16 protein-coding genes are annotated in these 22331 nt (G+C 73.0%); 3 read left to right on the forward strand and 13 right to left on the reverse strand.

All coding sequences use genetic code 11. The annotated features are described in order from the left end of the window. Positions 1-7 precede the first annotated feature (7 nt). From O7595_RS07135 to O7595_RS07175, 9 genes are all read right to left on the reverse strand, one after another. On the reverse strand, positions 8-1258 hold the full coding sequence (locus O7595_RS07135; RefSeq protein ID WP_269727883.1) for an arginine deiminase: 1251 nt from the start codon (positions 1256-1258) through the stop codon (positions 8-10). Between the two features lie 415 nt (positions 1259-1673). After that, a complete protein-coding gene (locus O7595_RS07140) occupies positions 1674-4226 on the reverse strand; it encodes a polynucleotide kinase-phosphatase (RefSeq protein WP_269727884.1) in 2553 nt (850 codons plus the stop codon). Then, entirely contained in the window at positions 4223-5836 is a 1614-nt protein-coding gene (locus O7595_RS07145; RefSeq protein ID WP_269727885.1) for a 3' terminal RNA ribose 2'-O-methyltransferase Hen1, read from the reverse strand. The genes O7595_RS07140 and O7595_RS07145 overlap by 4 nt, the downstream gene beginning before the upstream one ends. An 85-nt stretch (positions 5837-5921) precedes the next feature. Next, positions 5922-6836 (reverse strand): homocysteine S-methyltransferase, encoded by a 915-nt coding sequence (gene mmuM / locus O7595_RS07150; protein ID WP_269727886.1) that lies wholly within the window; start codon positions 6834-6836, stop codon positions 5922-5924. A 39-nt stretch (positions 6837-6875) separates the two neighbouring features. Continuing rightward, complete coding sequence (locus O7595_RS07155) at positions 6876-7799, reverse strand: LLM class F420-dependent oxidoreductase (RefSeq protein WP_269727887.1); 924 nt, start codon at positions 7797-7799, stop codon at positions 6876-6878. A 241-nt stretch (positions 7800-8040) separates the two neighbouring features. Continuing rightward, positions 8041-8616, reverse strand: coding sequence for a DUF6099 family protein (locus O7595_RS07160; RefSeq protein WP_269727888.1), 576 nt, complete (start codon positions 8614-8616; stop codon positions 8041-8043). 125 nt (positions 8617-8741) lie between these two features. Continuing rightward, a complete protein-coding gene (locus tag O7595_RS07165; RefSeq protein WP_269727889.1) occupies positions 8742-9113 on the reverse strand; it encodes a nucleotide pyrophosphohydrolase in 372 nt (123 codons plus the stop codon). Continuing rightward, complete coding sequence (locus O7595_RS07170) at positions 9110-10249, reverse strand: AAA family ATPase (RefSeq protein ID WP_269727890.1); 1140 nt, start codon at positions 10247-10249, stop codon at positions 9110-9112. Before O7595_RS07170 ends, O7595_RS07165 begins: the two co-directional genes overlap by 4 nt. Before the next feature lie 56 nt (positions 10250-10305). Further along, positions 10306-10725, reverse strand: coding sequence for a cell division protein SepF (locus tag O7595_RS07175; protein WP_269727891.1), 420 nt, complete (start codon positions 10723-10725; stop codon positions 10306-10308). Positions 10726-11493: 768 nt separating this feature from the next. Here O7595_RS07175 and O7595_RS07180 point away from each other — a divergent pair. Together O7595_RS07180 and O7595_RS07185 are read left to right on the forward strand one after the other, a co-directional pair. After that, positions 11494-13923 carry a SpoIIE family protein phosphatase gene (locus O7595_RS07180; RefSeq protein ID WP_269727892.1) on the forward strand — a complete coding sequence of 810 codons (2430 nt, stop codon included), beginning with the start codon at positions 11494-11496 and terminating at the stop codon, positions 13921-13923. A gap of 122 nt (positions 13924-14045) precedes the next feature. Next, entirely contained in the window at positions 14046-16121 is a 2076-nt protein-coding gene (locus O7595_RS07185) for a SpoIIE family protein phosphatase (RefSeq protein ID WP_269727893.1), read from the forward strand. A gap of 336 nt (positions 16122-16457) precedes the next feature. On the opposite strand, the gene O7595_RS07190 is transcribed toward O7595_RS07185, so the two are convergent. The 3 genes from O7595_RS07190 to O7595_RS07200 form a co-directional block, all read right to left on the reverse strand. Further along, a complete protein-coding gene (locus tag O7595_RS07190) occupies positions 16458-17222 on the reverse strand; it encodes an aldehyde dehydrogenase family protein (RefSeq protein WP_269727894.1) in 765 nt (254 codons plus the stop codon). A gap of 497 nt (positions 17223-17719) precedes the next feature. Further along, complete coding sequence (locus tag O7595_RS07195; RefSeq protein WP_269727895.1) at positions 17720-18328, reverse strand: DUF402 domain-containing protein; 609 nt, start codon at positions 18326-18328, stop codon at positions 17720-17722. 78 nt (positions 18329-18406) lie between these two features. Next, entirely contained in the window at positions 18407-18688 is a 282-nt protein-coding gene (locus tag O7595_RS07200; RefSeq protein ID WP_269727896.1) for an alpha-amylase, read from the reverse strand. A gap of 367 nt (positions 18689-19055) precedes the next feature. On the opposite strand from O7595_RS07200, the gene msrA reads away from it, so the two are divergent. Further along, entirely contained in the window at positions 19056-19577 is a 522-nt protein-coding gene (msrA, locus tag O7595_RS07205) for a peptide-methionine (S)-S-oxide reductase MsrA (RefSeq protein WP_269727897.1), read from the forward strand. A gap of 166 nt (positions 19578-19743) precedes the next feature. Here msrA and O7595_RS07210 read toward each other — a convergent pair whose 3' ends face one another. Then, positions 19744-21801: an AfsR/SARP family transcriptional regulator gene (locus tag O7595_RS07210; RefSeq protein WP_269727898.1), complete on the reverse strand. Its 2058-nt coding sequence runs from the start codon at positions 21799-21801 to the stop codon at positions 19744-19746. Positions 21802-22331 lie beyond the last annotated feature (530 nt).

Consider the following 22331-nt stretch of genomic DNA (forward strand, 5'->3'; position numbering starts at 1 on the left):
GGCGGCGTCAGGTGCCCGGCTGGACGGCGTCCCGCTCCACGGGACAGCTCATGCAGCGGGGGCCGCCCCGGCCGCGGCCGAGTTCGCTCCCCGGGATCTCGATCACCTCGATCCCCTGCTTGCGCAGATGGGTGTTGGTCGTCACATTGCGGTCGTAGGCCACGACCACGCCCGGCTCGACGGCGAGGACGTTGCAGCCGTCGTCCCACTGCTCCCGTTCCGCCGAGTGCACGTCCTGCGTCGCCATGAGCACACGGACGTCCTTCAGCCCGAGAGCCGCCGCGATGGCGCTGTGCATGTGCTCCGGCGGATGGTCGGTGACCCGAAGGGACACGGCCCGGTCGCCCGCCGCCGGCTCGATCGTGTACGAGCGCAGCATGCCGAGGCCCGCGTACTGGGTGAACGTGTCGTGGTCCACCATCGTCATCACCGTGTCCAGGTGCATGAACGCGCGGCGCTTGGGCATGTCGAGCGCGACGATCGTCCGGGCCGAGCCGGCGGCGAACAGTCCCCGGGCGAGCATCTCCACGGCCTGCGGTGTGGTGCGCTCGCTCATGCCGATCAGCACGGCTCCGTTGCCGATGACGAGGACGTCGCCGCCCTCGATGGTGGAGGGGTAGTCGTCCTGGCCCTCGGACCAGTGGTGGAACTCGCCCGCCTCGGGGCCGGTGAACAGCGGATGGTTCTTGTAGATCGCCTCGAAGTGCACGGTCTCGCGCTGACGGGCGGGCCAGCGCATGGCGTTGATGGAGACGCCGTCGTAGATCCAGGCGGAGGTGTCGCGGGTGAAGATGTGATTGGGCAGGGGCCCGAGGAGGAAGTCGTCGAGGTCCATCACGTGGAAGCGGACCGACGACGGCTCGGAGTGGCCGGCGAGGAACTCCCGCTTCGTCATGCCCCCGATGAGCGCCTCGGTGAGCCCGCGGGTGTCCATCTCGTCGAAGGCGGCCCGCAGATGGTCCGTGGCGAGCGGACCGTACTCCTTCTCGTCGAAGACCCGGTCCAGCACGAGCTTGCGCGCCGCCGGGATCTCCAGCGACTCGCGCAGCAGGTCACCGAAGAGATGGACGGCGACGCCCCGGTCGCGCAGCACGTCGGCGAAGCCGTCGTGCTCCTGCCGGGCGCGCCGGACCCAGAGCAGGTCGTCGAAGAGCAGCGCGTCCTTGTTGCCGGGCGTGAGCCTCTTCAGCTCCAGATCCGGCCGGTGCAGAACGACCCGGCGCAGCCGCCCGGTCTCGGAGTCGACATGGAATCCCATGACCCCATCCTCGCCGTCCGGAGGGCACTTCACCCGGCGAACGCCGGGACCGTCTCCTGCCGTATCCCGGACCGCCCGGACGCCGAGTGCCTCGGCGGCGGGCTCACGGGCGATGGACGCCCCGCCGGCCCGTTCCGGCACCCGGGCCCGCCGGTGGTGGGGGGCGCGGACGCGACCGCCCAGGGGCCGTGGCTGCGGCGCCCCGTCTCCTCCGGCCGCTCGGCCCGGCGCCCGGACCGGTGGTGGTGCTCCCCCCGCCCCGCGCAGTCGGTGTGCACCCGCGCGGATGTCGTCCCGAAGGGCCCGCCCGGAGCGGGTGGTCCCACCGTGGGGGAGGCACCGGCAGTGCCTCCCCTCGTGCTCCGTCACCGCGGCCGCACGGCTCCGGTCCGAATCCGGGTCCGCCTCCGCCGGTCTACAGCCGGGGGTCCACCGGCTCCGACTCCAGCGCGAGCACCGCGAACACGGCCTCGTGGACACGCCACAGCGGCTCACCGGCGGCGAGGCGGTCGAGGGCCTCCAGGCCGAGCGCGTACTCGCGCAGGGCCAGTGAGCGCTTGTGGCCGAGGAACCGGCCGCGCAGCCGCGTCAGGTTGTCCGGGCGGGTGTACTCGGGGCCGTAGATGATCCGCAGGTACTCCCGTCCGCGGACCTTGATGCCCGGCTGGACGAGCCGGTCCTTGGCGTCACGGACGAGGGCGTGCAGGGGTTTGACGACCATGCCTTCGCCGCCCGCCGCGGTCATCTCCAGCCACCAGTCGGTGCCGGCCTTCACCGACGCCTCGTCCCCGGTGTCCACGACGAGGCGGCGGGTGCGCTGGAGCAGCCCCGGTCCACCGGCCGTGCCGTCGGCTTCCACGAGCGCGTCCAGCAGGTCCAGTTGCTCGTCGTGGGGCACGCCGGCCAGGGAGCGGCCCTCGGCGGCGAGGATCTGGAAGGGCGCGAGACGCACACCGTCCAGGCCGTCCGTGGTCCAGCAGTAGCGGCGGTACGCGTCGGTGAACGCGGCGGCGTCCACGGCGCGTTCGCGCTGGCGGGCCAGCAGGGCCCCGGCGTCGATGCCTCGGGCCACGGCCGCCTCGAGGGCGGCGGTGGCGCCGGGGAGCACCGCGCGGGACGCGGCGCCGACGGCGGCGTACTGCTTGCGGAGCAGCCCGGACGCCTTGAGCGACCACGGCATCAGTTCGGCGTCCAGAAGCAGCCAGTCGGTGCCGAGTTCCTCCCAGAGTCCGGCTTCGGTGACGGCCGTGCGCAGGCGGGCGAGGATCTGCTCGGTGACTGCAGGGTCGTCGAAGAAGGGGCGGCCGGTACGGGTGTGCAGCGCTCCGGTGACGTCGTCGGCGCCGAAGCGCTTCCGCGCGACGTCCGCGTCGCGGCAGACCAGGGCGACGGCCCGGGAGCCCATGTGCTTCTCCTCGCACACGACCCGTTCGACCCCGTCGGCCCTGTACTGGGCGAACGCCTCCTCCGGGTGTTCCAGGTAGCCGTCCTTCTGCGAGGTGGCGGTGGGCGCCATGGTCGGCGGGAGGTAGGCGAGAAGGCGCGGGTCGACCGCGAAACGGCTCATCACCTCCAGCGCGGCGGCGGCGTTCTCCTCGCGGACGGCGACGCGTCCCATGTGGCGGGTCTCCACGATGCGGCGTCCGTGGACGTCGGCGAGGTCGAGCGGGCGGCCCTCGTGCCCGCCGGGTGCCTCGGTGGCGAGCGGCTTGACGGGCTCGTACCAGACCCGCTCGGCGGGGACGTCGACGAGTTCCCGCTCCGGCCAGCGCAGCGCGGTCAGCTTGCCGCCGAAGACGGCGCCGGTGTCGAGGCAGATGGTGTTGTTGACCCAGGAGGCCGTGGGCACGGGGGTGTGTCCGTACACCACCGCGGCGCGGCCGCGGTAGTCCTCGGCCCAGGGGTAGCGCACGGGCAGGCCGAACTCGTCGGTCTCGCCGGTGGTGTCGCCGTAGAGGGCGTGGGAACGGACCCGGCCGGAGGTGCGGCCGTGGTACTTCTCGGGCAGGCCGGCGTGGCAGACGACGAGCCGTCCCTCGTCGAGGACGTAGTGGCTGACGAGCCCGTCGATGAACGCGGCCACCCGCTCGCGGAACTCGGGGTCGGTGGCGTCCTCGCGCTCCAGCTGCTCGATGGTCTCGGCGAGCCCGTGGGTGTGCTGGACGTTGCGGCCCTTGAGCCACCGCCCGAGCTTGTTCTCGTGGTTTCCCGGCACGCACAGGGCGTTGCCGGCGGCGACCATGTCCATCACGCGGCGCAGCACACCGGGGCTGTCCGGCCCCCGGTCGACGAGGTCGCCCACGAAGACCGCGGTACGGCCCTCGGGGTGTGCGCCGTCCACATAGCCGAGCCGGCCGAGCAGGGTGTCCAGTTCGGAGCTGCAGCCGTGGATGTCGCCGATGATGTCGAAGGGTCCGGTGAGGTGGCGCAGGTCGTTGTAGCGCTTCTCCAGGACGATCTCGGCGGCGTCCGCCTCCTCGACGCTCCGCAGGACGTGGACCTTGCGGAAGCCCTCGCGCTCCAGCCCGCGCAGGGAGCGGCGCAGTTCGCGCCGGTGGCGCTGGATGACGTGGCGGGGCATGTCGGCCCGGTCGGGGCGGGCGGCGTTGCGTGCGGCGCACACCTCCTCGGGCATGTCGAGGACGATGGCGATCGGGAGGACGTCGTGCCGGCGGGCGAGCTGGACCAGTTCGCGGCGGCTCTCCCGCTGCACGCTGGTCGCGTCGACGACGGTCAGCCGGCCTGCGGCGAGCCGCTTGCCGACGATGTAGTGGAGGACGTCGAAGGCGTCGCCGCTGGCGCTCTGGTCGTTCTCGTCGTCGGCGACCAGGCCGCGGCAGAAGTCGGAGGAGATCACCTCGGTGGGTTTGAAGTGCTTGCGGGCGAAGGTGGACTTGCCGGAGCCGCTGGCGCCGACGAGGACCACGAGGGAGAGGTCGGTGACGGGCAGTTCGCGGGTGGTGGTCATACCGCCCCCTCCTTCGTGGTGGTGGTGCCGGTCGTGACGCCCGGGGTCGCACCGGTCGTCAAGGCCGTGGTGGTCGCGGGAGCCGGGTGGGTGCCGGCGTCCGGGTTCACGGTCGCCGGGGTTCCGGTGCCCGCGGTTGCGGCCGTCCGGCCGTCGGCCGTCGGCTCCGGGGAGGTCAGGGTGAACACCGCCATCTGTGTCGGCGGGCCGACCTCCGGGTCGTCGTGGCCGACCGGCGCGTACGCGACGCCGTAGCCGTGCCGCTCCGCGACCCGGGCGGCCCAGGCCCGGAACTCCGCACGGTTCCATTCGAAGCGGTGGTCGCTGTGGCGTGCGTGGCCGGCGGGCAGCGTCTCCCAGCGCACGTTGTACTCGACGTTCGGCGTGGTGACGATCACCGTGCGGGGGCGTGCGGAACCGAACACGGCGTACTCGAGGGCGGGCAGCCGCGGCAGGTCGAGGTGCTCGATCACCTCGCTGAGGACCGCGGCGTCATAACCGGTCAGGCGCTTGTCGGTGTAGGTGAGCGAGCCCTGGAGGAGGGTGACGCGGCCGGACTGCCGCTCGCCCATGCGTTCCAGACGCAGTCGGCGGGCGGCGATCGCGAGGGCCCGCACGGACACGTCCACGCCGACGACGTCGGTGAACCGGACGTCCTTCAGGAGCGCCTGGACGAGCTGGCCCTGACCGCAGCCGAGGTCGAGCACGCTCGACGCGCCCGCCGTGCGGAGGGCCTCCAGGATCGCGGCGCGTCGCTGCTCGGCGAGCGGCACGGGACGCTCGTCGGTGTCCTTGGTCTCGTCCACCGCGTTGTCGACGTCCTCCACCTCGAGGTCGTCGCTCTCGGCGAGTCGTACCAGTTCGAGTCGTTCCGTCGCCTGCCGGGTGAGACCCCAGCGGCGGGACAGATAGCGGCTGGTGATCAGTTTCTGTTCGGGGTGGTCGGCCAGCCAGCCCTCGCCGGCCCGCAGCAGCTTGTCGACCTCGTCGGGTGCCACCCAGTAGTGCTTGGCGTCGTCGAGGACCGGCAGCAGGACGTAGAGCTGGCGCAGCGCGTCGGCGAGGCGCAGCTCCCCTTCGAGTGCCAGCCGTACGTAGCGGGAGTCGCCCCACTCCGGGAACTGCTCGTCGAGGGCGACCGGCTCGGCCTCCACCCGGTGCCAGCCCAGGGGCCCGAAGAGCTTTCGGACGAGTTCGGCGCCACCGCGCGCGGGCAGTGCGGGCACCTCGATCCGCAGGGGCAGCGGGCTCGCGGCCCGCTCCGGCATCGCGGCGCACACGCCTCGCAGCGCGCTCTTGAAGACGGTGCTCATGGCGACGGAGAGCAGCGAGGACGCGGCATAGGGGCGGTCGTTGACGTACTGGGCGAGCGCGGCGTCGGGGGCTCCGCCGCTGCCCTTGCCCCTGCCGCGCCGCACCAGCGCCACGGGATCCACCTCCAGCAGCAGTGCGGCCGTGCAGCGTTCGGCGCTCGCCTCGGGGTAGAGGACGTGGGCCGTGCCGTGCGAGGTGGAGAACGCCTGCGCCTTGCCGGGGTGCTTGTGCAGCAGGAAGCCCAGGTCGGTGGCGGGACGCTCGGGGGTGCCGGTCGTACTGATCGTCAGGAACACGTGTCCGAGTATCATCGACTCGTCCCCCTCCCGACCAGCGGTTTTCCGAACCTTCGGTCGCCTGGACGGGCGACTGCGGGTCGGCTCAGGGGTGTGCCGTCCGGGTGCGCGCGGCCAGGGCGGCGATGCGGTCGGGGCCGACGCGGCAGCATCCGCCGACCAGACGGGCCCCCGCGGCGGCCCAGTCGGACAGCCGGGCCGGGTCGAAGGCGTTGTCGCCGGTCCAGGCACGAGCCCGGGCGTCCCACCGCTCCCCGCTGTTGGGGTAGACCACGACCGGTCTGCCCGTTTCGCGGCCGGCGATCTCCACGGCCCGGCCGGCGTCGGCGGGGTCGCAGCAGTTGACGCCGACGGCGATGACGTGATCGTGGCCGGCGGCGAGGGCGAAGGCCGCCGCGAGGTCCTGGCCGGCGCGGGTGCGCCCGCCCTCGATCGTGTAGGAGAGCCACACCGGCACGCCGGTGTCCGCCGTGGCCCGCAGCAGGGCCGTGGCCTCGTCGGTGTCCGGCACGGTCTCCAGTGCGAGCACGTCCGGGTCGGCCCGGGCCAGGGTCTCGATGCGGGGCCGGTGGAAGGCCTCGAGCTCCCGCACCGTGAGTCCGTAGCGGCCGCGGTACTCGCTGCCGTCCGCGAGCAGCGCGCCGTACGGGCCCACCGAGGCGGCCACCCACACCTCCCGCGCCGTCCGCTCCGCCGCGGCGCGCGCGAGCGTCACACTGCGGGCGAGGAGCGCGGCCGCCTCGTCCCGGCCGGCGCCGCGCCTGGCGAACCCCTCGTACGTGGCCTGGTAGCTGGAGGTGATGAGCACCTGGGCGCCCGCCCGCACATACGCCGTGTGCGCGGCCTCGATCTGTTCGGGGCCGTCGGCGAGCAGCCGTGCCGACCAGAGGTCGTCGGACAGGTCGCAGCCCTGTGCCTCCAGTTGGTTGGACAGTCCGCCGTCGAGGACGAGCGGACCGTCCCCGGCCAGGGCGGCGGCGAGGCTGCGGGCGGGCTTCACGGGTGGCCCCACTTCCGGTGGGCGGCGTCGGGGACGGCCTCAGTCCAGCTGGGACTGGACCTGCGCGGAGATGAGTTCGAGGTGGTCGAGGTCGTCGAGGTCGAGGACCTGGAGGTAGACGCGGGAGGACCCTGCGGCGGTGTATCGGCCGAGTTTGTCGACGACTTCGGCGGGCGAGCCGGCGAGGCCGTTGGCCTTCAGCTCGTCGACCTCACGGCCGATGGCGGCGGCGCGTCGGGCGACCTCCGCGTCGTCCCTGCCGACGCAGACGACGAGTGCGTTGGAGTAGACGAGGTCGCCGGGGGAGCGTCCGGCCTCCTCGGCGGCCGCGCGGACCCGTCCGAACTGCCGCTCCGTGTCCTCTGGCGACGCGAACGGGATGTTGAACTCGTCGGCGTACTGCGCGGCCAGGCGCGGGGTGCGGGTGGCCCCGTGGCCGCCGATGAGCACCGGGACCTTCCGCTGGGCGGGCTTGGGCAGCGCCGGGGAGTCCTGCAGCTGGTAGTACCGGCCTTCGTAGCTGAAGGACTTGCCGGTGTCGGTGCTCCACAGACCGGTGACGATGGCCAGTTGCTCCTCGAGCCGGGCGAACTTCTCCTTGGGGAAGGGGATGCCGTAGGCCCTGTGCTCCTCCTCGAACCAGCCGGCGCCGAGGCCGAGCTCGACCCGGCCGCCGGACATCTGGTCGACCTGCGCGACCTGGATCGCGAGCACACCCGGCAGCCGGAAGGTGCCGGCCGTCATCAGGGTGCCGAGCCTGATCCGCTTGGTCTCCCGGGCGAGGCCGGCCAGGGTGATCCAGGCGTCGGTGGGTCCGGGCAGGCCGTCCGCCGAACCCATGCTGAGGTAGTGGTCCGAGCGGAAGAAGGCGTCGAAGTCCAGGTCCTCGGAGGCCCTGGCCACGGTGAGCAGGGTGTCGTAGGAGGCCCCTTGCTGGGGCTCGGTGAAGATTCGAAGGTCCATACATCCATCGTGCACCTCGGTCCGTGCTTCAACCTCACCGTGCCGCGCCGTACCGCACAGGTCGGAGTGGACGGGCCGGCCGCGCGGGCCGGGACCGTCATGCCGCGCCGGACGCCCCGTGCCGTGCCGGCCGCACGCGTCGGGGCCGCCGAGCGGTCCACCGCGCCGTGGAGGAGTGGCCCTGCGGCGAAGTGGGCGCGCGATCAGGGGATGCGCGGTGGTGGGTGCGGGAGGTTCCGGCTCAAGGCGGGCTCGCCGTGGGTTCCGCCGCATCCGGACGGCGGGCGGCGAGCCCGCGGCCACCGGCGCCGTCGCCCTCCCGTCCCCGCTCCCGGTAGCCACCGAGGTCGCGGGCTCTTCGACGCTCCCGGTCGCGCTCGTACAGGGAGAGGCGGTGGAGCATGGCGCGGACGTGGTCGCTGGACTCGTCCGCCGCGTCGATCGCCTCGATGCACTGCCAGTAGAGCCCCTCCTCGTCCGTGGCGCAGGCGACGCCGACGAGCGCTATGCCGACCTCGCCGAGCAGGGTGCCGAGCTCGTCCAACGTGCGGCCGGGATCGGCCACTTCGGTGAGCCGGGCGGCTCTCGGCCCGCCGGAGCGCAGGACGGCCGGGTCGGCGAGCATGCCGGCCCGGCCGCCTGCCTCGCTGAGTCCGCGCGCCTCGCCTCTCAGCTCCAGCGGGCCGTGCACCGCCAGTCGGCTTCCGATCGCCTGGGCGAGGGCCTGCGCCTGCCACGCCTCCGCCACGACGTCGAGCGCCGTGCGGCATTCCGCGAGTGCGCGCCTGCCGATTGCCACGAGCCGTTCCGCGTCCATGTACGCCGCCCCCGTTCGTACGACATTCTGCCCAATGGGTCACTACCCAGAGTGAAGGCGTTCCAGACGAAAAGCCAGGGGAATTCGGAAATCTGTGGACAGGTGGCCGCCCGGGGAAAGATCAATCACTCCGCAGAGTGACGATCCCGTAGGGACGGACCGTCGGACGCCCGTTCGGCCGGCGGGAAGCGGAGCTCGTTCCGGTCGATCTTCTCCGACAGCGCGCGGAGCACGTCGACCCCGACCACCTCACAGAACTGGAGCAGATACGCGAGCACATCGGCGACTTCGTCGGCCACTCGATGGGCCTTGCGGGGATCGTCCATCACCCGCGCCGACTCCTCCGGCGTCAGCCACTGGAAGATCTCGACGAGTTCCGCCGCCTCGACGGTCAGCGCCACGGCCAGGTTCTTCGGTGTGTGATAGGGCTGCCAGTTCCTCGCCGCGGCGAACTCGGCCAGTCTGCGCTGCAGCGCCCGCACGTCCAGTTCCGTCATCGCACCAGGTCTACCACCGTCACGCCCCGGACCTCCCGGGCTGCCGCGGCCTCCGCCACCTCCCCCACCAGCCGGAGGTGCCCGTCGGCGCAGATGGACGCGGCCAGGGCGAGGAGGGCGCGGAACTGGGCGGTGTCCAGCGCACGGTCGAGGTTCTCGGCGAGGACGGTCAGCGACTGCAGGGCCCGCGGGACCTCCGCCGCCTGGTCGACCGCCAGCACCCCGGGTCCGGTCAGCAGGACCAGGGCGAGCGCCAGGAACCGCAGTTCGCCGTCGCCGAGGCGGCCGAGCGGGGTGGCCCGGCCGGCCGCGCCTTCCGCCGGGCCCCGGCCGAGGACCGCGCGGACCGTTCCGTCGGCGAGCTCCTCGACCCCGACGTCGCTGACGGGGCCGGCACATCCCGCACGGGCGACGGACGTCAGCCGCGCATGGCGGCGCGTGCACTCGCGGCGGGTGCGGTGGAGCACGGCGGCGAGGTTGTCGCAGCCGCGCCGCAGCCGTCCTTCCCCCGGCGCCACCGGCTCCCGCATCCGCTCGGGCCGCGGATCGCAGGGGAACACCGACCGCAGCGCCACCACGACCTGCTCGGCGGCCGCGAGCACCTGCCGCTGCCCGTCCGTCGTCCCCGCGACCCGCAGCGGAAGGAGCGCGGTGCCGAGCAGGTCGTCGGGCAGCGGCCCGCGGGTGACCCCGCCGCCGCCGGCGGTGTGCCAGGCGGCCTGGACGCACGAGCGCCCGGGGTCGCGCAGGGCGGTGCTCAGCAGGGTCCGTCCGCGGGCGGTCAACCGCTCGCCGACGATGCGCAGTTCGGGATCGGCCTGCACGGCGAGGTCGAGCCGGACGGGCCCCTGCGGGCCGTCGGCCGTGCAGCCGATCCTGAAGCCCCGCCTGCCCTGCTCGTCGCGTGCCGCTCCCTCGGGCACGCAGCCCGCCGGATCGGGGAAGACCTCGCCCAGTGCGGTACCGGCCCCGAGCCGGGCGAGGGCCTCGTACGCGCGCAGGGCGGTCGACTTGCCGCTGCCGCTCGGTCCGGCGAAGAGGGTCACGGGGCCGAGCGGCAGGACCCTCCCCCGGTGCGCGGCGAAGGAGGAGAGTCGCAGTTCGGTGACGGTGGGGCGGATGGCTGGTGCGTCCATGCGGGGGACGCTACGCAGGGCCCGGCACGCCGAACCGTTACCTCTGGAAACGCTTCCTACGAATGGGGGACGGCGGCCGCCGCGAGACCGTCGACCTCCGTGCCGACGGGCGCGAGCAGGAACACGTTGCGGTCGACGCGGTGCATCCCGCAGCCGAGCCCGAAGACGACGCCGCTGCTGAAGTCGAGGATGCGCTTGGCCACTTCGGCGTCGGCACTGGTGAGGTCGAGCAGGACGGGGACCCGGGCGACGAGGTGCTCGGCGACCTCGCGGGCATCGGCGAAGACCTGAACGCGCAGGACGACCATCCGACGCTGCTCCACCTCGGCACCGGGCGCGGCGGCGGCCAGGCCGTCCCGGGGGATCGTGCGGTGGTCGGCGCGTGAGGGCCACTCGTTGCGGCCCCGCAGCGGCACGACCTGGGCCAGGCCCTCCCACTGCTCGTCGGTGACGTCGTACCTCTCGTACCTGCTCATGCGACCATCTTCGCGCCCCTCACCCATTCGGCCCAACAGCGACACGAGCGAGTCCGCACCGGGCGGGAGGAGGGGAGGACCGGAAGAGGGGAGGAGGGGAGGACCGGGTGCGGAACGGAGCCGCGGACCCGGCGGCGTACCGGGTTCCGGCGGCGGCCCGCGGGGACTTCCGAGGGTCGCCTGCGGGTGCACCGTGCGAAGACCGTGGTGGGCACCGGACCGACCAGCACCACGGACATCACCGCCGCCTCGGTCACCACCCGCGGGTCGAAACCTCCGGGCGCTCCGGGCCCGGGACGGCCACCCGTGCCGGTTCCACGAGTGCGGAAGGGCGGCGGGCGTCACCGCGGAGTCCCGGAAGCCGTTCCTGACACGAGGTCAGACGGGGTGGAGCAGCTCGGCACGGCCGCACCCGGGGCCTGCCCGTGGCGGGGCGGGCACCCTGTCCCGCCGTCGAGGAGCAAGCCGGGGAGGGGCAACCGAGGAGGGGCAACCGAGGAGGGGGAAACGGTGAACGGAGACCGCACGCACACCTGTTGGCACACGCGTGCGTCCCGGAGCACACTTCACGGGCGGACGGCCGCCATGGCTCCAGGGTGCGCCGGGCCGATCAAGATCGCATGCCGGCGACCGCGGAGGCCGCGCGCCGTCACGCCCGCACGGTCCGCCGGGCGTGCTCGCCGTCGCCGCTCCGGCCTCCCGGGTGGATCGGTGTCAAACGGGCCACGGGGCGTGCGCAACCGTCGGAGCCGGTGGAGCATGAGAGTGATGACCGGATCCGTGACCCTGATCAGTGAGAGCCCGGAGGACCCGTTCTCGCTGGGGCGGGCCCTCTCCGTCGTGCTGGACGAGCGGGGGTCGGTGGTCGGCTGGAGCGAGCGCGCGAGCGAACTCCTGGGGTACACCGACGAGGAGGCCCTCGGCCGCCGTGCGGAGGATTTCCTCGTCGACGGGCCGGACCGCGGCCTCGTGCGGGAGGCCGCAGCGGGCTGCGTGCGGGACGGCGGCTGGTTCGGGGTGGTGCCGGTCCTCGACCGGGAGGGCCGCAGGTCCCGTTACGGGGTCCGGGCCAGACGGGTGATACGGCCCGGCCGGGCGGACGAGTGGCTGCTGGTGGGCGCGCCGGCCGAGGAGGTCGCCCAGTGGGAGATCGACCGGTCGGTCATGGAGGGGCTGTTCCGCCGCTCCCCCATCGGTCTCTCGGTGCACGACCCGAGTCTCGCGATCCTGCGGATCAACCGGCCGATAGCCCATATCGGCGGCATCACCAGCGACCAGGCCCGGGGCCATCGCATCGGCGACTTCCTGGTGGCCGTGGACGCCGAGACGATCGAATCCCGGCTGAAGGAGGTCCTGGAGACCGGGATTCCGATGATCTTCACCGAGCAGTCCTGCAGGCTGCTCACCGAGCCGGGGATCGAGCGGTACGTCGCCGTGTCCGCCTTCCGCATGGAGGACTCGGGCGGCCGGACGCTCGGGGTGACCCAGCTCGTCGAGGACGTCACCGACCGGCACCGGGCGCGCCGCCGGCTGGCGATGCTGAACGAGGCGAGCGAGCTCATCGGCACCACGCTGGACGTGGAGACCACGGCGCAGGAGCTGGTGGACGTGGCCGTGCCCGGTATCGCCGACTGTGTGACGGTCGACCTCCTGCCGGCGGTCGGACTGGGCGAGGCGCTGTTCCCGGAGCGCGGCGGGCCACTGCGCAGGGCCGCGTTCAAGTCGGTCGCGCCGTTTCCCGAGCGGGTGATGTACCCGGTGGGCACGCTCAGGTCGTTCCCGAAGGACTCTCCGCAGGCCCAGTGCCTGGTGAGCCGGCGCCCGGTGCTGGTTCCCCACCTGGATCCCGCCGACGTGGAGCTGGGACTGGACCCCGAACGGGCCGAGCGCGTCCGGGCGCTGGGCGTCCATTCGCTGATGGTCGTGCCGCTGACCGCCCGGGGTCTGGTGCTGGGGCTCGTGTGCCTGTGGCGGTACGTCGCCCCGGAGCCGTTCGAGGAGGACGACCTGACGCTGGCGAACGAGTTCGCCGCCCGGGCCGGGGTCGCCATCGACAACGCCCGCCGCTACACCCAGCAGCACCGGACGGCACTGGCCCTGCAGCGCCGGCTGCTGCCCCGCGAGGTGCCCTCGCAGCCGGCGGTGCGTGTCGCGCACCGGTATCTCCCGGCGGGCGGCTCGGCGGGCGTGGGCGGTGACTGGTTCGACGTGATCCCGCTCTCCGGGGCCCGGGTCGCGCTGGTCGTCGGCGACGTCGTGGGCCACGGCATCAACGCCGCGGCGACGATGGGCCGGCTGCGCACCGCCGTGCACACCCTGGCCGATCTGGACCTGGAACCGGACGAGGTGCTGTCCCACCTCGACGACCTGGTCACCCGGCTGGCCGGCGAGCAGGAGCAGGGCGACGAGGGCTCCCCCGGCGAGCAGGTGGTCGGCGCCACCTGCCTGTACGCCGTGTACGACCCGGTGTCCCGGATCTGCTCCGTGGCCCGCGCGGGTCATCCGCCGCCCGCGCTCGTCGCACCGGACGGCGAGGTGAGCCTGCCCGATCTGCCGGCCGGGCCGCCGCTTGGCCTCGGAGGTCTGCCGTTCGAGTCCGAGGAGCTGGAGCTTCCGGAGGACAGCGTGCTCGCCCTGTACACCAACGGGCTCATCGAGGGCGACGCCCATGACATCGACGCGGGTCTCGACCGGCTGTCGGAGGCCCTGCGGGGCCCGGACCGGCCGCTGGAGGACATGGCCCAGTCGGTGGTGGACGCGCTGCTCCCCGCACGGCCCACCGACGACGTGGCCCTGCTGTTGGCCAGGACCCGCACCCTCGCGTCGGAGCAGGTCGCGACCTGGGTGCTGCCCGCCGAGCCGACCACCCCGGCCCGGGCCAGAGTGCTGACCTCCCAGAAGCTGACCGAGTGGGGCCTGCAGGAGATGATCTTCACCACCGAGCTGATCGTGAGCGAACTCGTCACCAACGCCTACCGCTACGCCGGCGGTCCGGTGACCCTGAGACTGATCCGTCTGCACCGTCTGATCTGCGAGGTCTCCGACCCCAGCAGCACGTCGCCGCATCTGCGGCGGGCCCGCAGCACCGACGAGGGCGGCCGCGGACTGCTGCTCGTGGCACAACTGACGTCACGGTGGGGTACACGGCACGCACATGAGGGCAAGACTGTCTGGACCGAGCAGGAGCTGCCGGGCTGACCGGTGGGGCCGAAGCTGCACGGATCCGGGCGTGGAGGGACGATGAGAGCGCCCAGGTTTCCGGCGGGGTGGGCATGACCTGCGCACATACCCTGTGACGGTGGCGGGAGGAGCAGCTGCGGATGGGTGGCACCGAAGCGTTCCCCGGTGACCTGGTACCGAGCGTGGAGGCCGGCCCCGCCCCGCCCGGCGGGCTGCTCGACGTGCTCGGTCTGGCACCGGTGGTACTGGACGCCGAGGGGCGGATCGCCCTGTGGAGCCAGCAGGCCGAGGAACTGCTGGGCTACACCGCGGAGGAGGCGCTCGGGGAGTACGCGCTGCGGCTGCTGGTCGACGAGGAGCACATCGAGACCGTCCTCGAACTGTTCTCGGGCGTGATGGAGAGCGGCGAGAACTGGGCCGGGGTGTTCCCGGTCAGGCACAAGGACGGCGCGGTCCGGCAGCTGGAGTTCCGCAACATGCGGCTCCAGGACCAGCACGGCGGCTTCTACGCGCTGGGGCTGTCCACCAGCCAGGAGACCCTGCGCCAGGTGGAGCGCGACCTGGCCCTGTCGGTGCGGCTGGTCGACCAGTCGCCGATCGGTCTGGCCGTGCTCGACCCCGATCTGCGGTGTGTGACGGTCAACCCGGCGCTGGCGCGCGTGAGCGGGCTCCCGGCGGAGCAGCACGTGGGCCGGCGGGTGAGCGAGACCCTGCCGTTCCTCGACGCGGCCCGGCTCGAGGCCGCGATGCGCCGGGTGCTGGAGACCGGCACGCCGATGGTGGACCGCCAGGTGCTCGGGCGCACCCCGTCCGACGGGGACATCGAGCGCGCCTGGTCGGTGTCCCTGTACCGGCTCGAGGACCCTCGCGGCCGCATCCTCGGGGTCGCGGCGTCCGTGGTGGACGTGACGGACCGGCACCACGCCGCCAAGGAGGCGGAGCGGGCACGGCACCGGCTGTCCCTGGTCGCCGACGCGTCGATGCGCATCGGCACCAGCCTGGACCTGTGGGAGACCGCCCGGGAGCTGGCCGACGTGACGGTGCCGGAGCTCGCCGACATCGCCGCGGTGGACGTGCTGGACTCGGCGGTCGAGGGGCGACGGGAGTCGGTGCAGGCCGGGAGCACCGCGGTGTTCCGCGCGCTCGCCGTCGCCGCCGCGCACCCGACCGTCGCCGTGCAGGCCGCGGATCCTCCGGGCGAGATCACCCGTTACGAGGCCGACCGGCTGGTCACCCAGTGCGTGCAGACGGGCGAGCCGGTCGTGGTGCCGCACGTGGCGAACGAGGACCTGCCGCGCATCGCGCGGGACGCCTCGGCGGCGGTGCTCCTGGCGGCGGCGGGGGTGCACTCGTACCTCGCCGTGCCGCTGATCGCCCGCGGGGAGGTGCTCGGGGCCCTGGACCTCAAGCGCTTCCGCAACCCCGTCCCGTTCGACTCCGACGACGTGCTGCTGGCCAGCGAACTGGCGAGCCGGGCCGCGGTGTGCATCGACAACGCCCGCTGGTACCACCAGCAGCGCAACGCCGCACTCGCCCTCCAGCGCAGTCTGCTGCCCCGGCATCCGCCGAGCGTGGTCGGGCTGGCGGTCGCCTCCCGCTACCAGCCCGCGGGAGCGGTCAGCGAGGTCGGCGGCGACTGGTTCGACATCCTTCCCCTGAGCGGCGGGAAGACCGCGCTGGTGGTGGGGGACGTGATGGGCAGCGGGATCAACGCGGCGACGGCCATGGGGCGGCTGCGCACCGCCACCCAGACCCTCGCCTCGCTGGGCCTGGGGCCCGACGAGGTACTGCGGCACCTGGACGCGATCACGGGTGAGCTGGAGCCGTACATCGCGACGTGCCTGTACGCCCTGTACGACCCGCACGAGGGCCGGGTGTGCATCTCCACGGCCGGTCATCTGCCGCCGGTGCTGCAGCGGCCCGGTGAGGCGCCGGTGCTGCTCGATCTGCCCACCGGGGTCCCGCTGGGCGTCGGCGGGGTGGACTTCTGCTCCGTCGACTTCGCGCTGGGCTCCGGGGACACCCTCGTGCTCTACACCGACGGTCTGGTGGAGACGCGCGACCAGGACATCGACGCCCGGCTGCATGTGCTCCTCACCCTGATGGCGGGGCCGGCGACCGGGCTGGAGGAGACGTGCGACCGCCTCCTGGACTCGCTGCGGCGGGGCACCGTGGAGGACGACGTGGCGCTGCTCATCGCCCGTGTGCGGGAATGAGGGCCGGCCGGCGACGTCATCGCGGGTTGCCGGGGGTCGCCGGTCCCGGCGCGCGCGTCGACCGTGCCGCAGCCACTGGTGCCATCGCGCGCCGACCGTCCGCGCGGAGGCGCCCAGGACGGCGAGGAGGGCGTCCTCGGGCGAGGTGCCGGCCGCGGTCGGGCTCCCGGCGAGGGGGTCGTGGCACCGCCGGATCGTTGCACCGGTCGTGCACCGGGGCGAGGACGGCGGCGGTGACACCGGTCCCCGTCCGCGCCGGATCGGGGCCGGGTCACGCCGTTCCTTGTGACGTGCCGTCAACCGACCGCGGCGTGCCGGGAACCGGCCCGGGCGGGTCTACCGCTGGATGGTTCCCGGGGTGATCGTCACACGCTCGCACTCGATGAAGTCCTCCATCGCCGACGCCTCCCCGGCGGTCCCGTCGAGGGCGCACGGCACATCGGCCGCGGCGACCAGGTACCGGGCGCCGGCGCCGTCGTCCTCCGTGAACCCGTTGACGACGCCGCGCGGCAGGGACTCGATCTCGGAGAGGATCCCGAAGACCAGGGCGTTCACGCGTGGGGTCTGCCCCGGCATCCGCACCACGCTGGTCGTACCGGCCGCCAGGGCCGGGGCCAGGGAGCAGATGAGCAGGGCGACCGGTGACCTGCGCGGCACGACGATTCCCGCCACACCGCGCGGGCGCCGCAGGACGAGGGCGCAGTTGCCCGGGGCGACTTCGAGGGCGCGCCCGTGCCCGGTGCGTACGAGCGAGGCGAAGTACCGCAGCCGCGAGGGCACCGTCTCCGCCTCGAAGCGCGCGTGCGGCCTCGGCCTTCCGTCCGCCTGGGCCAGCGCCTCGGTCAACTGCCCGATGTGCGCGGCGAACACGTCCGCCATCTCGTGCAGGGTCCTCGCACGCAGATGCCGGTCGTCCTTCCAGCGGGTCTCGGCGAAGGCCCGCCGGGCCGCCGCGAGGGCCCGCGCCGCCATCTCCTGCCCTTCGGCGGCGCGTCCGTCCGTATCCCGCTCCCCCCGCGCCGGACGGATGTCGGCGCCGCCTCGGCCACCCGGACCCACCCAGGTGCCGTCGATCCAGTGCAACGCGGTCCCAGTCGTCATGGCTCACTCCCAGCTTCGTCCGGAGCGATGAGTGAACGGACACGTCGTCGTTTCGGTGCTTCGCCGCCCGACATGGCCGCCGTACCGGACGACGCCGGGCGCCGTGTGCGGCGCCCGGCCCGCATCGGCCGCCTCCGCGCCGACGCCGCCGGTGTACCCGAGTGGCAGATCCGTCTCGTGCAAGAACGCTGATCGGTCTCGTGGTGGAGTCGCTCGGACTTCCGTGGCGCCCGGGGCGCCCGCTCAGCCGTTCCGGTGATGACCGGCTGATCTGGGAGGACTCGCCGCACCGCCCGCACCGGCGGTGGTCCCGGCGGTCGCCGCCGGCTCACCGGCGGGTGGCCCGTCCCACGGGCCGTCCCACCATGCTGCCGTCCCCGGGTGCCGGGCGCAACGCGAGCCCGGAACGCCCCGTGCTCCGGGCCTCACCCTCCTGGTCCGGGCGGTCGCGCCGGGCGGGGCCGCCCGGACCAGGCGCGACCGGGGCGCAGCGGCCCTCAGCGCCGGTCCGGGGAGCCGCCGTCCGCCAGGGCCACGGGTGCGGGGACGTCCCACCCGGCGGGCGGTGTCCATTCCCGCCACCGCTCCCACCAGCACTCTCCGCGCTCGACGAGACGGGCGACGCGGGAGGCGGCCGCCCGCACGGCGACCGCCTCCTCGGACGAGAAACCGCCCGTGCGCACGCGTTCCTCGAAGTGCTCGACGTCCTTCCACCGGTACGGGGAACCGTCGCCCGGGATGACGAGGTCCAGCTCGTGGTCGAGCGTGTCGAACCCGTGCGCCGTACGGGTGTACGGCGCCTGGAAGTTGACGTACCACTCCCTCAGTCCGCCGCCCTCCCAGCGGCCCCACACCGCGTACCCCTCGCCCGGGCGCTGGAGTTGGAGCACACCGCTCGACTGCCACACGTGCGGGAAGGCGAGCCAGGGGTGCGGGCCCCAGCGGAAGTCCCCGTGACCGAAGGTGAGTGGCGTGCCCTGGGCCAGGTACACGGCGAGCGCGTGCTCGTCGTCACCGGCCACCCGCACGGGGTGGACCAGCCATTCGCGCCCGTCCAGCATCTCTCGGCGGACGATGGCCTCACCCACGCGGAATCGTGTGTCCATGGGGTGCCACCCTACGGCGGCGGGCGGACGGGCCGGCGGCGCCGGCGGGTCGGCCGCCGCGGGGGCTCGCGGGAGGGGTCAGCCGGACGGCGACGGGCAGAGCCGCACCCCCCGCACGGCGTTGCCGCCGGTGCCGTACCCGGGGAACGTGACCGTCGTCCCGGGCTGCACCTCACGGCACGGCACGTCGGTGCCGTCGGCGTACTCGACCGTCAGCCGGTACGCGGTGTCGCAGCCGTTGCCGACATGGGTGTAGCGCCAGCTCGCCGCGTACTGGACGCACCCGGGAGCCGGTTCGCCTTCCCCGGACGCTGCCGGCGCCGCCTGGGCCGCGCCGGCCGAGAACAGCGCGACCATCATCACTGCGCCGACAATTGAACCACTCCACTGCTTAGCCCCTAATTCGAGTTCAGAGGTTGAATTCATATGGCCAGTCTGGAGTAGCGGGGAGCGGCCCGTTGCCCTTTTCTCGAGAGAGATGACTTCAGATCATGAAGTGAACCCCGCGCGGACCGGCGGCGGCGTCGCGACCTCGCCACGCGACGACGCGCCGTACGTCCTCCCCCTCCCCGATGTGGTGCTGCAGGTCTGCCTGTGGGGAACCCCACGCCCTCGCCCGGACCGCGGTCCGGGCGGACCCGCTGCGCCGCAGGGCGCCACCCACCCCCGTTGGCGCGGGGCACACCGGCCGGAGGAGACTGGGGACCGGACAGAAAGGGAGTGGGACATGACTGCCCGAACCGAGAGGGCCGTGCTGGCGGGCGGCTGTTTCTGGGGGATGCAGGACCTCATCCGCAGACAGCCGGGCGTGCTGGCGACCCGGGTCGGCTACACCGGCGGCGACACCCCCGACGCCACGTACCGGAACCACGGGGACCACGCCGAGGCGATCGAGATCGTCTACGACCCCGGTGCGACGAGCTACCGGGATCTGCTGGAGTTCTTCTTCCAGATCCACGACCCGACCACCAAGGACCGTCAGGGCAACGACATCGGCCGCAGCTACCGCTCCGCGATCTACTACACGGACGAGGAGCAGCGGCGCGTCGCGGTCGACACCATCGCCGACGTCGAGGCGAGCGGACTGTGGCCGGGCTCGGTGGTGACCGAGGTGGAGCCCGAGGGCGACTTCTGGGAGGCGGAGCCGGAGCACCAGGACTACCTGGAGCGGTACCCGGACGGCTACACCTGCCACTTCCCCCGCCCCGGCTGGAAGCTCCCCCGGCGCGCCGCCGACGCGACGAGCTGACCGCCGCACGGCGAACCCCTCCTCGGACAGGCGTGGCAGTGAGCGGCGAGGGGGCGCTCGGCCGGGCCGGCCAGGGGCGCCCGGTCGGCCGGCCGGCCGGTTCAGGCCGTCGTGCACACCCGGGGGCCCGCGGGGGCTCTGCGCCCGCCGGGGTCTCGGACCCCTCTCACCACCGGTTGCAGTCCGGGCGGACGCCGGCGGGAAGTGCCGTCCGGGCGTTTCGGGTCGGGGTTCTCTGCGGGCGCCGGGATCGGCGCTCGGTGGCCGGTTCGCCGGGCGTGGTCGTGGACTCCGCGATCTGCTGCCGACCTCTCTCGCGGTCCAGGCCGTCGTGCCAGAGGGTGTCCAGCAGACGTTCACGGGCGTAGGCCCGGGTCACCGCGGGGATCGCGTAGTGGGCGGCGTCGTTCTCCCACCGGATGCTGATGAGGTGACTGTCGACGAAGCGCTCGAGCTGACGTTCCACCGTGCGGCTGTCGCTGCCGAGGAGCTCGACGACGGAGTCGGTGGTGAACTGCCTCGACGGGAGGATGCTCAGCAGCCGGAAGACGCTCCGCTCCACTCGGCCCAGTCCCTCGTAGCTGCGGTCGTACCGGGACCGCACGTCGAGGTCCCCCAGGCGCAGCTCGTCCAGCAGCTTGTCGGCACAGGCCAGCTGCAGGGCCAGACCGGACAGGGTGAGCCCCGGGCTGCCGTTCAGGCGGCCCCCGAGGCACCGCACCGCCAGGGGGAGGCCGCCGACGGTCTCCACGAGCTCTTCGGCGGCCTGCCGCTCCCGGCGCACCCGCGCGAACCCGATGATGTGGGAGAGCAACTCACTGCCCTCCGCCGTGTCCATGGCATCCAGGTCGATGTTCCAGGCGCCGTCCAGGCCGTGGAGCCGCCTGCGGCTGGTGATGACGACGGCACACTCCGGATCGCCGGGAAGCAGCGGGCGCACCTCCGCCGGTGAGGATACGTCGTCCAGCAGGACCAGCAGCCGCCGGCCGACCGTGGTCGACCTGAACAGCTTGGACCGTTCCTGGAGGTCGGCCGGGATGTCGCCGGCCGGCGTGCCCAGGGCCCGAAGGAATCCGTGGAGTACGTCCGCGGGGCCGGTGGAGCCGGGCAGGTCCGCGTAGAGCTGCCCGTCCTGGAAGAGCGATCGCACGGTGTGGGACAGGTGCACCGCGAGCGCGGTCTTCCCCACTCCCGGCATACCGCTGATGACGGCGACCGGGGTGGCCGTGCGAGGACGGGTGTGCTCCTCGTCCCCGGCCAGGACCGCGGGCGCCTGTGCGACGACGGACCGCCGCCCGGTGAAATCCGTCAGGTCGGGCGGGAGTTGGGCAGGTACGGGGAAGCCCTGGGCGGCGGGGCGGGCCGGGGGCGCGGCGCTCGCCACGGGCACCGTCGGCTTCTCGGGCTCGGGAGGCGGGGCGGCGGTCCGATGGTGCTGCTCGATGGGGACGGTACGGCGGCGCGGCTCGGAGGGCACACCGACGGTGCCCTCCGACAGCAGCGCCTGGTGCAGGGACCGAAGCTCCTGGCCCGGTTCGAGACCCAGGTTGTCGATCATGCTGCGCCGCAGTGCCTGGTAGACCTCCAGCGCCTCGTGGCGCCGCCCGGAGCGGTGGAGCGCGATCATCAATGAGGCGTGCACGTTCTCGTGCAGGGGGCGGCTGAGCACGAGCGACTTCAGCTCGCTGATCAGCTCCTGGTGGCGCCCCAACTGCAGATCCGCCTCGATGCGCAGATCGAGCGTCCGCTCGCGCAGCTCCTCCAGCCGCGTGACGTAGGACGACAGCAGGCCACCCGGCACGACGTCGACCAGTGCGGAGCCCCGCCAGCGCCCGAGGGCGCGCTTGAGGACGTCGGCCGCCGCGGCCGGCTCGCCCTTCTTGAGCAGTGTTTTTCCTTCGTCGGCTTCCACTTCGAATTGGTGGAGGTCGGTGCAGGCATCCGGGACGGCCAGAGTATATCCCCCCGGCCGGGTGAGCAGAATTTCCGCCGAATTGCGAGCGGTAAGGATTTTTCGGAGCTTGTAGATGTATGTCTGAAGGGTGGTCATCGCACTCGCGGGAGGATCGTTCTCCCAGAGTTCGTCGATCAACTCCGACGTCTGCACGAGGGTGTTTCTCCGCATCAGCAGAAGGGCGATCACCTGACGCGGCTTGGGCGCGGTGGGCACGACATTTCGCGTGCCGTCGAGAATTTCTAACGGCCCGAGCAGCCGAAAATCCATCTCGTCCCCCGTTCGATGACATGTGCTCTTTGCGCGATATTCGCAAGAGACCAACTGTAATCTTTACGCGGTAGACCCTTGCCGCACAACTGGAAAAGGTCATTCCATCGACGCTCGGCACACATTCAGGCCACTGCCCACCCCGCGGCCGCCGGGCTCGCGACGCGCACCCCGGGAGGCGTCCCGTCGGCCACATCCGACGGGCTTGGCGCCGGCGCGGCCGGACGCCCGGGGAACAGTTAATTGAAACTTGAAATTGAAATGCGGACCGATTCCGGTACCGACCCGGGTGGAGCCAGCCGTCGAGGTGCGGAGTCATCAGCGGTGGAGACACGACGGACGCGCGGTCTCCCGGTGGTCACCCGGTGTTCTCGAACCGTGTGGCCCGTCGTTGCCCGACTTCGCCGTTGCCGCATGACGGCGACCGGGTCCGACGGGACACCATCGCGTGGGGTCGTCATGCACGTACCCTCGGGTCCCGTCCTCGAGGAACGGTCGAACCGAACGCCCGGCTCCGGACGGACGCCGGT

Source organism: Streptomyces sp. WMMC940, assembly GCF_027460265.1.
Lineage (GTDB): Bacteria > Actinomycetota > Actinomycetes > Streptomycetales > Streptomycetaceae > Streptomyces.

What these genes read in the sequence shown, in the direction of transcription:
- O7595_RS07175 (WP_269727891.1), bottom strand. Translation starts at nt 10,725, where the DNA reads ATGAGCAGGTACGAGAGGTACGACGTCACCGACGAGCAGTGGGAGGGC.
- O7595_RS07160 (WP_269727888.1), bottom strand. Translation starts at nt 8,616, where the DNA reads ATGGACGCGGAACGGCTCGTGGCAATCGGCAGGCGCGCACTCGCGGAA.
- O7595_RS07195 (WP_269727895.1), bottom strand. Translation starts at nt 18,328, where the DNA reads ATGGACACACGATTCCGCGTGGGTGAGGCCATCGTCCGCCGAGAGATG.
- msrA (WP_269727897.1), top strand. Translation starts at nt 19,056, where the DNA reads ATGACTGCCCGAACCGAGAGGGCCGTGCTGGCGGGCGGCTGTTTCTGG.
- O7595_RS07165 (WP_269727889.1), bottom strand. Translation starts at nt 9,113, where the DNA reads ATGACGGAACTGGACGTGCGGGCGCTGCAGCGCAGACTGGCCGAGTTC.
- O7595_RS07155 (WP_269727887.1), bottom strand. Translation starts at nt 7,799, where the DNA reads ATGGACCTTCGAATCTTCACCGAGCCCCAGCAAGGGGCCTCCTACGAC.
- O7595_RS07140 (WP_269727884.1), bottom strand. Translation starts at nt 4,226, where the DNA reads ATGACCACCACCCGCGAACTGCCCGTCACCGACCTCTCCCTCGTGGTC.
- O7595_RS07210 (WP_269727898.1), bottom strand. Translation starts at nt 21,801, where the DNA reads ATGGATTTTCGGCTGCTCGGGCCGTTAGAAATTCTCGACGGCACGCGA.
- O7595_RS07200 (WP_269727896.1), bottom strand. Translation starts at nt 18,688, where the DNA reads ATGATGGTCGCGCTGTTCTCGGCCGGCGCGGCCCAGGCGGCGCCGGCA.
- O7595_RS07190 (WP_269727894.1), bottom strand. Translation starts at nt 17,222, where the DNA reads ATGACGACTGGGACCGCGTTGCACTGGATCGACGGCACCTGGGTGGGT.
- O7595_RS07180 (WP_269727892.1), top strand. Translation starts at nt 11,494, where the DNA reads ATGACCGGATCCGTGACCCTGATCAGTGAGAGCCCGGAGGACCCGTTC.
- O7595_RS07135 (WP_269727883.1), bottom strand. Translation starts at nt 1,258, where the DNA reads ATGGGATTCCATGTCGACTCCGAGACCGGGCGGCTGCGCCGGGTCGTT.
- O7595_RS07185 (WP_269727893.1), top strand. Translation starts at nt 14,046, where the DNA reads ATGGGTGGCACCGAAGCGTTCCCCGGTGACCTGGTACCGAGCGTGGAG.
- O7595_RS07170 (WP_269727890.1), bottom strand. Translation starts at nt 10,249, where the DNA reads ATGGACGCACCAGCCATCCGCCCCACCGTCACCGAACTGCGACTCTCC.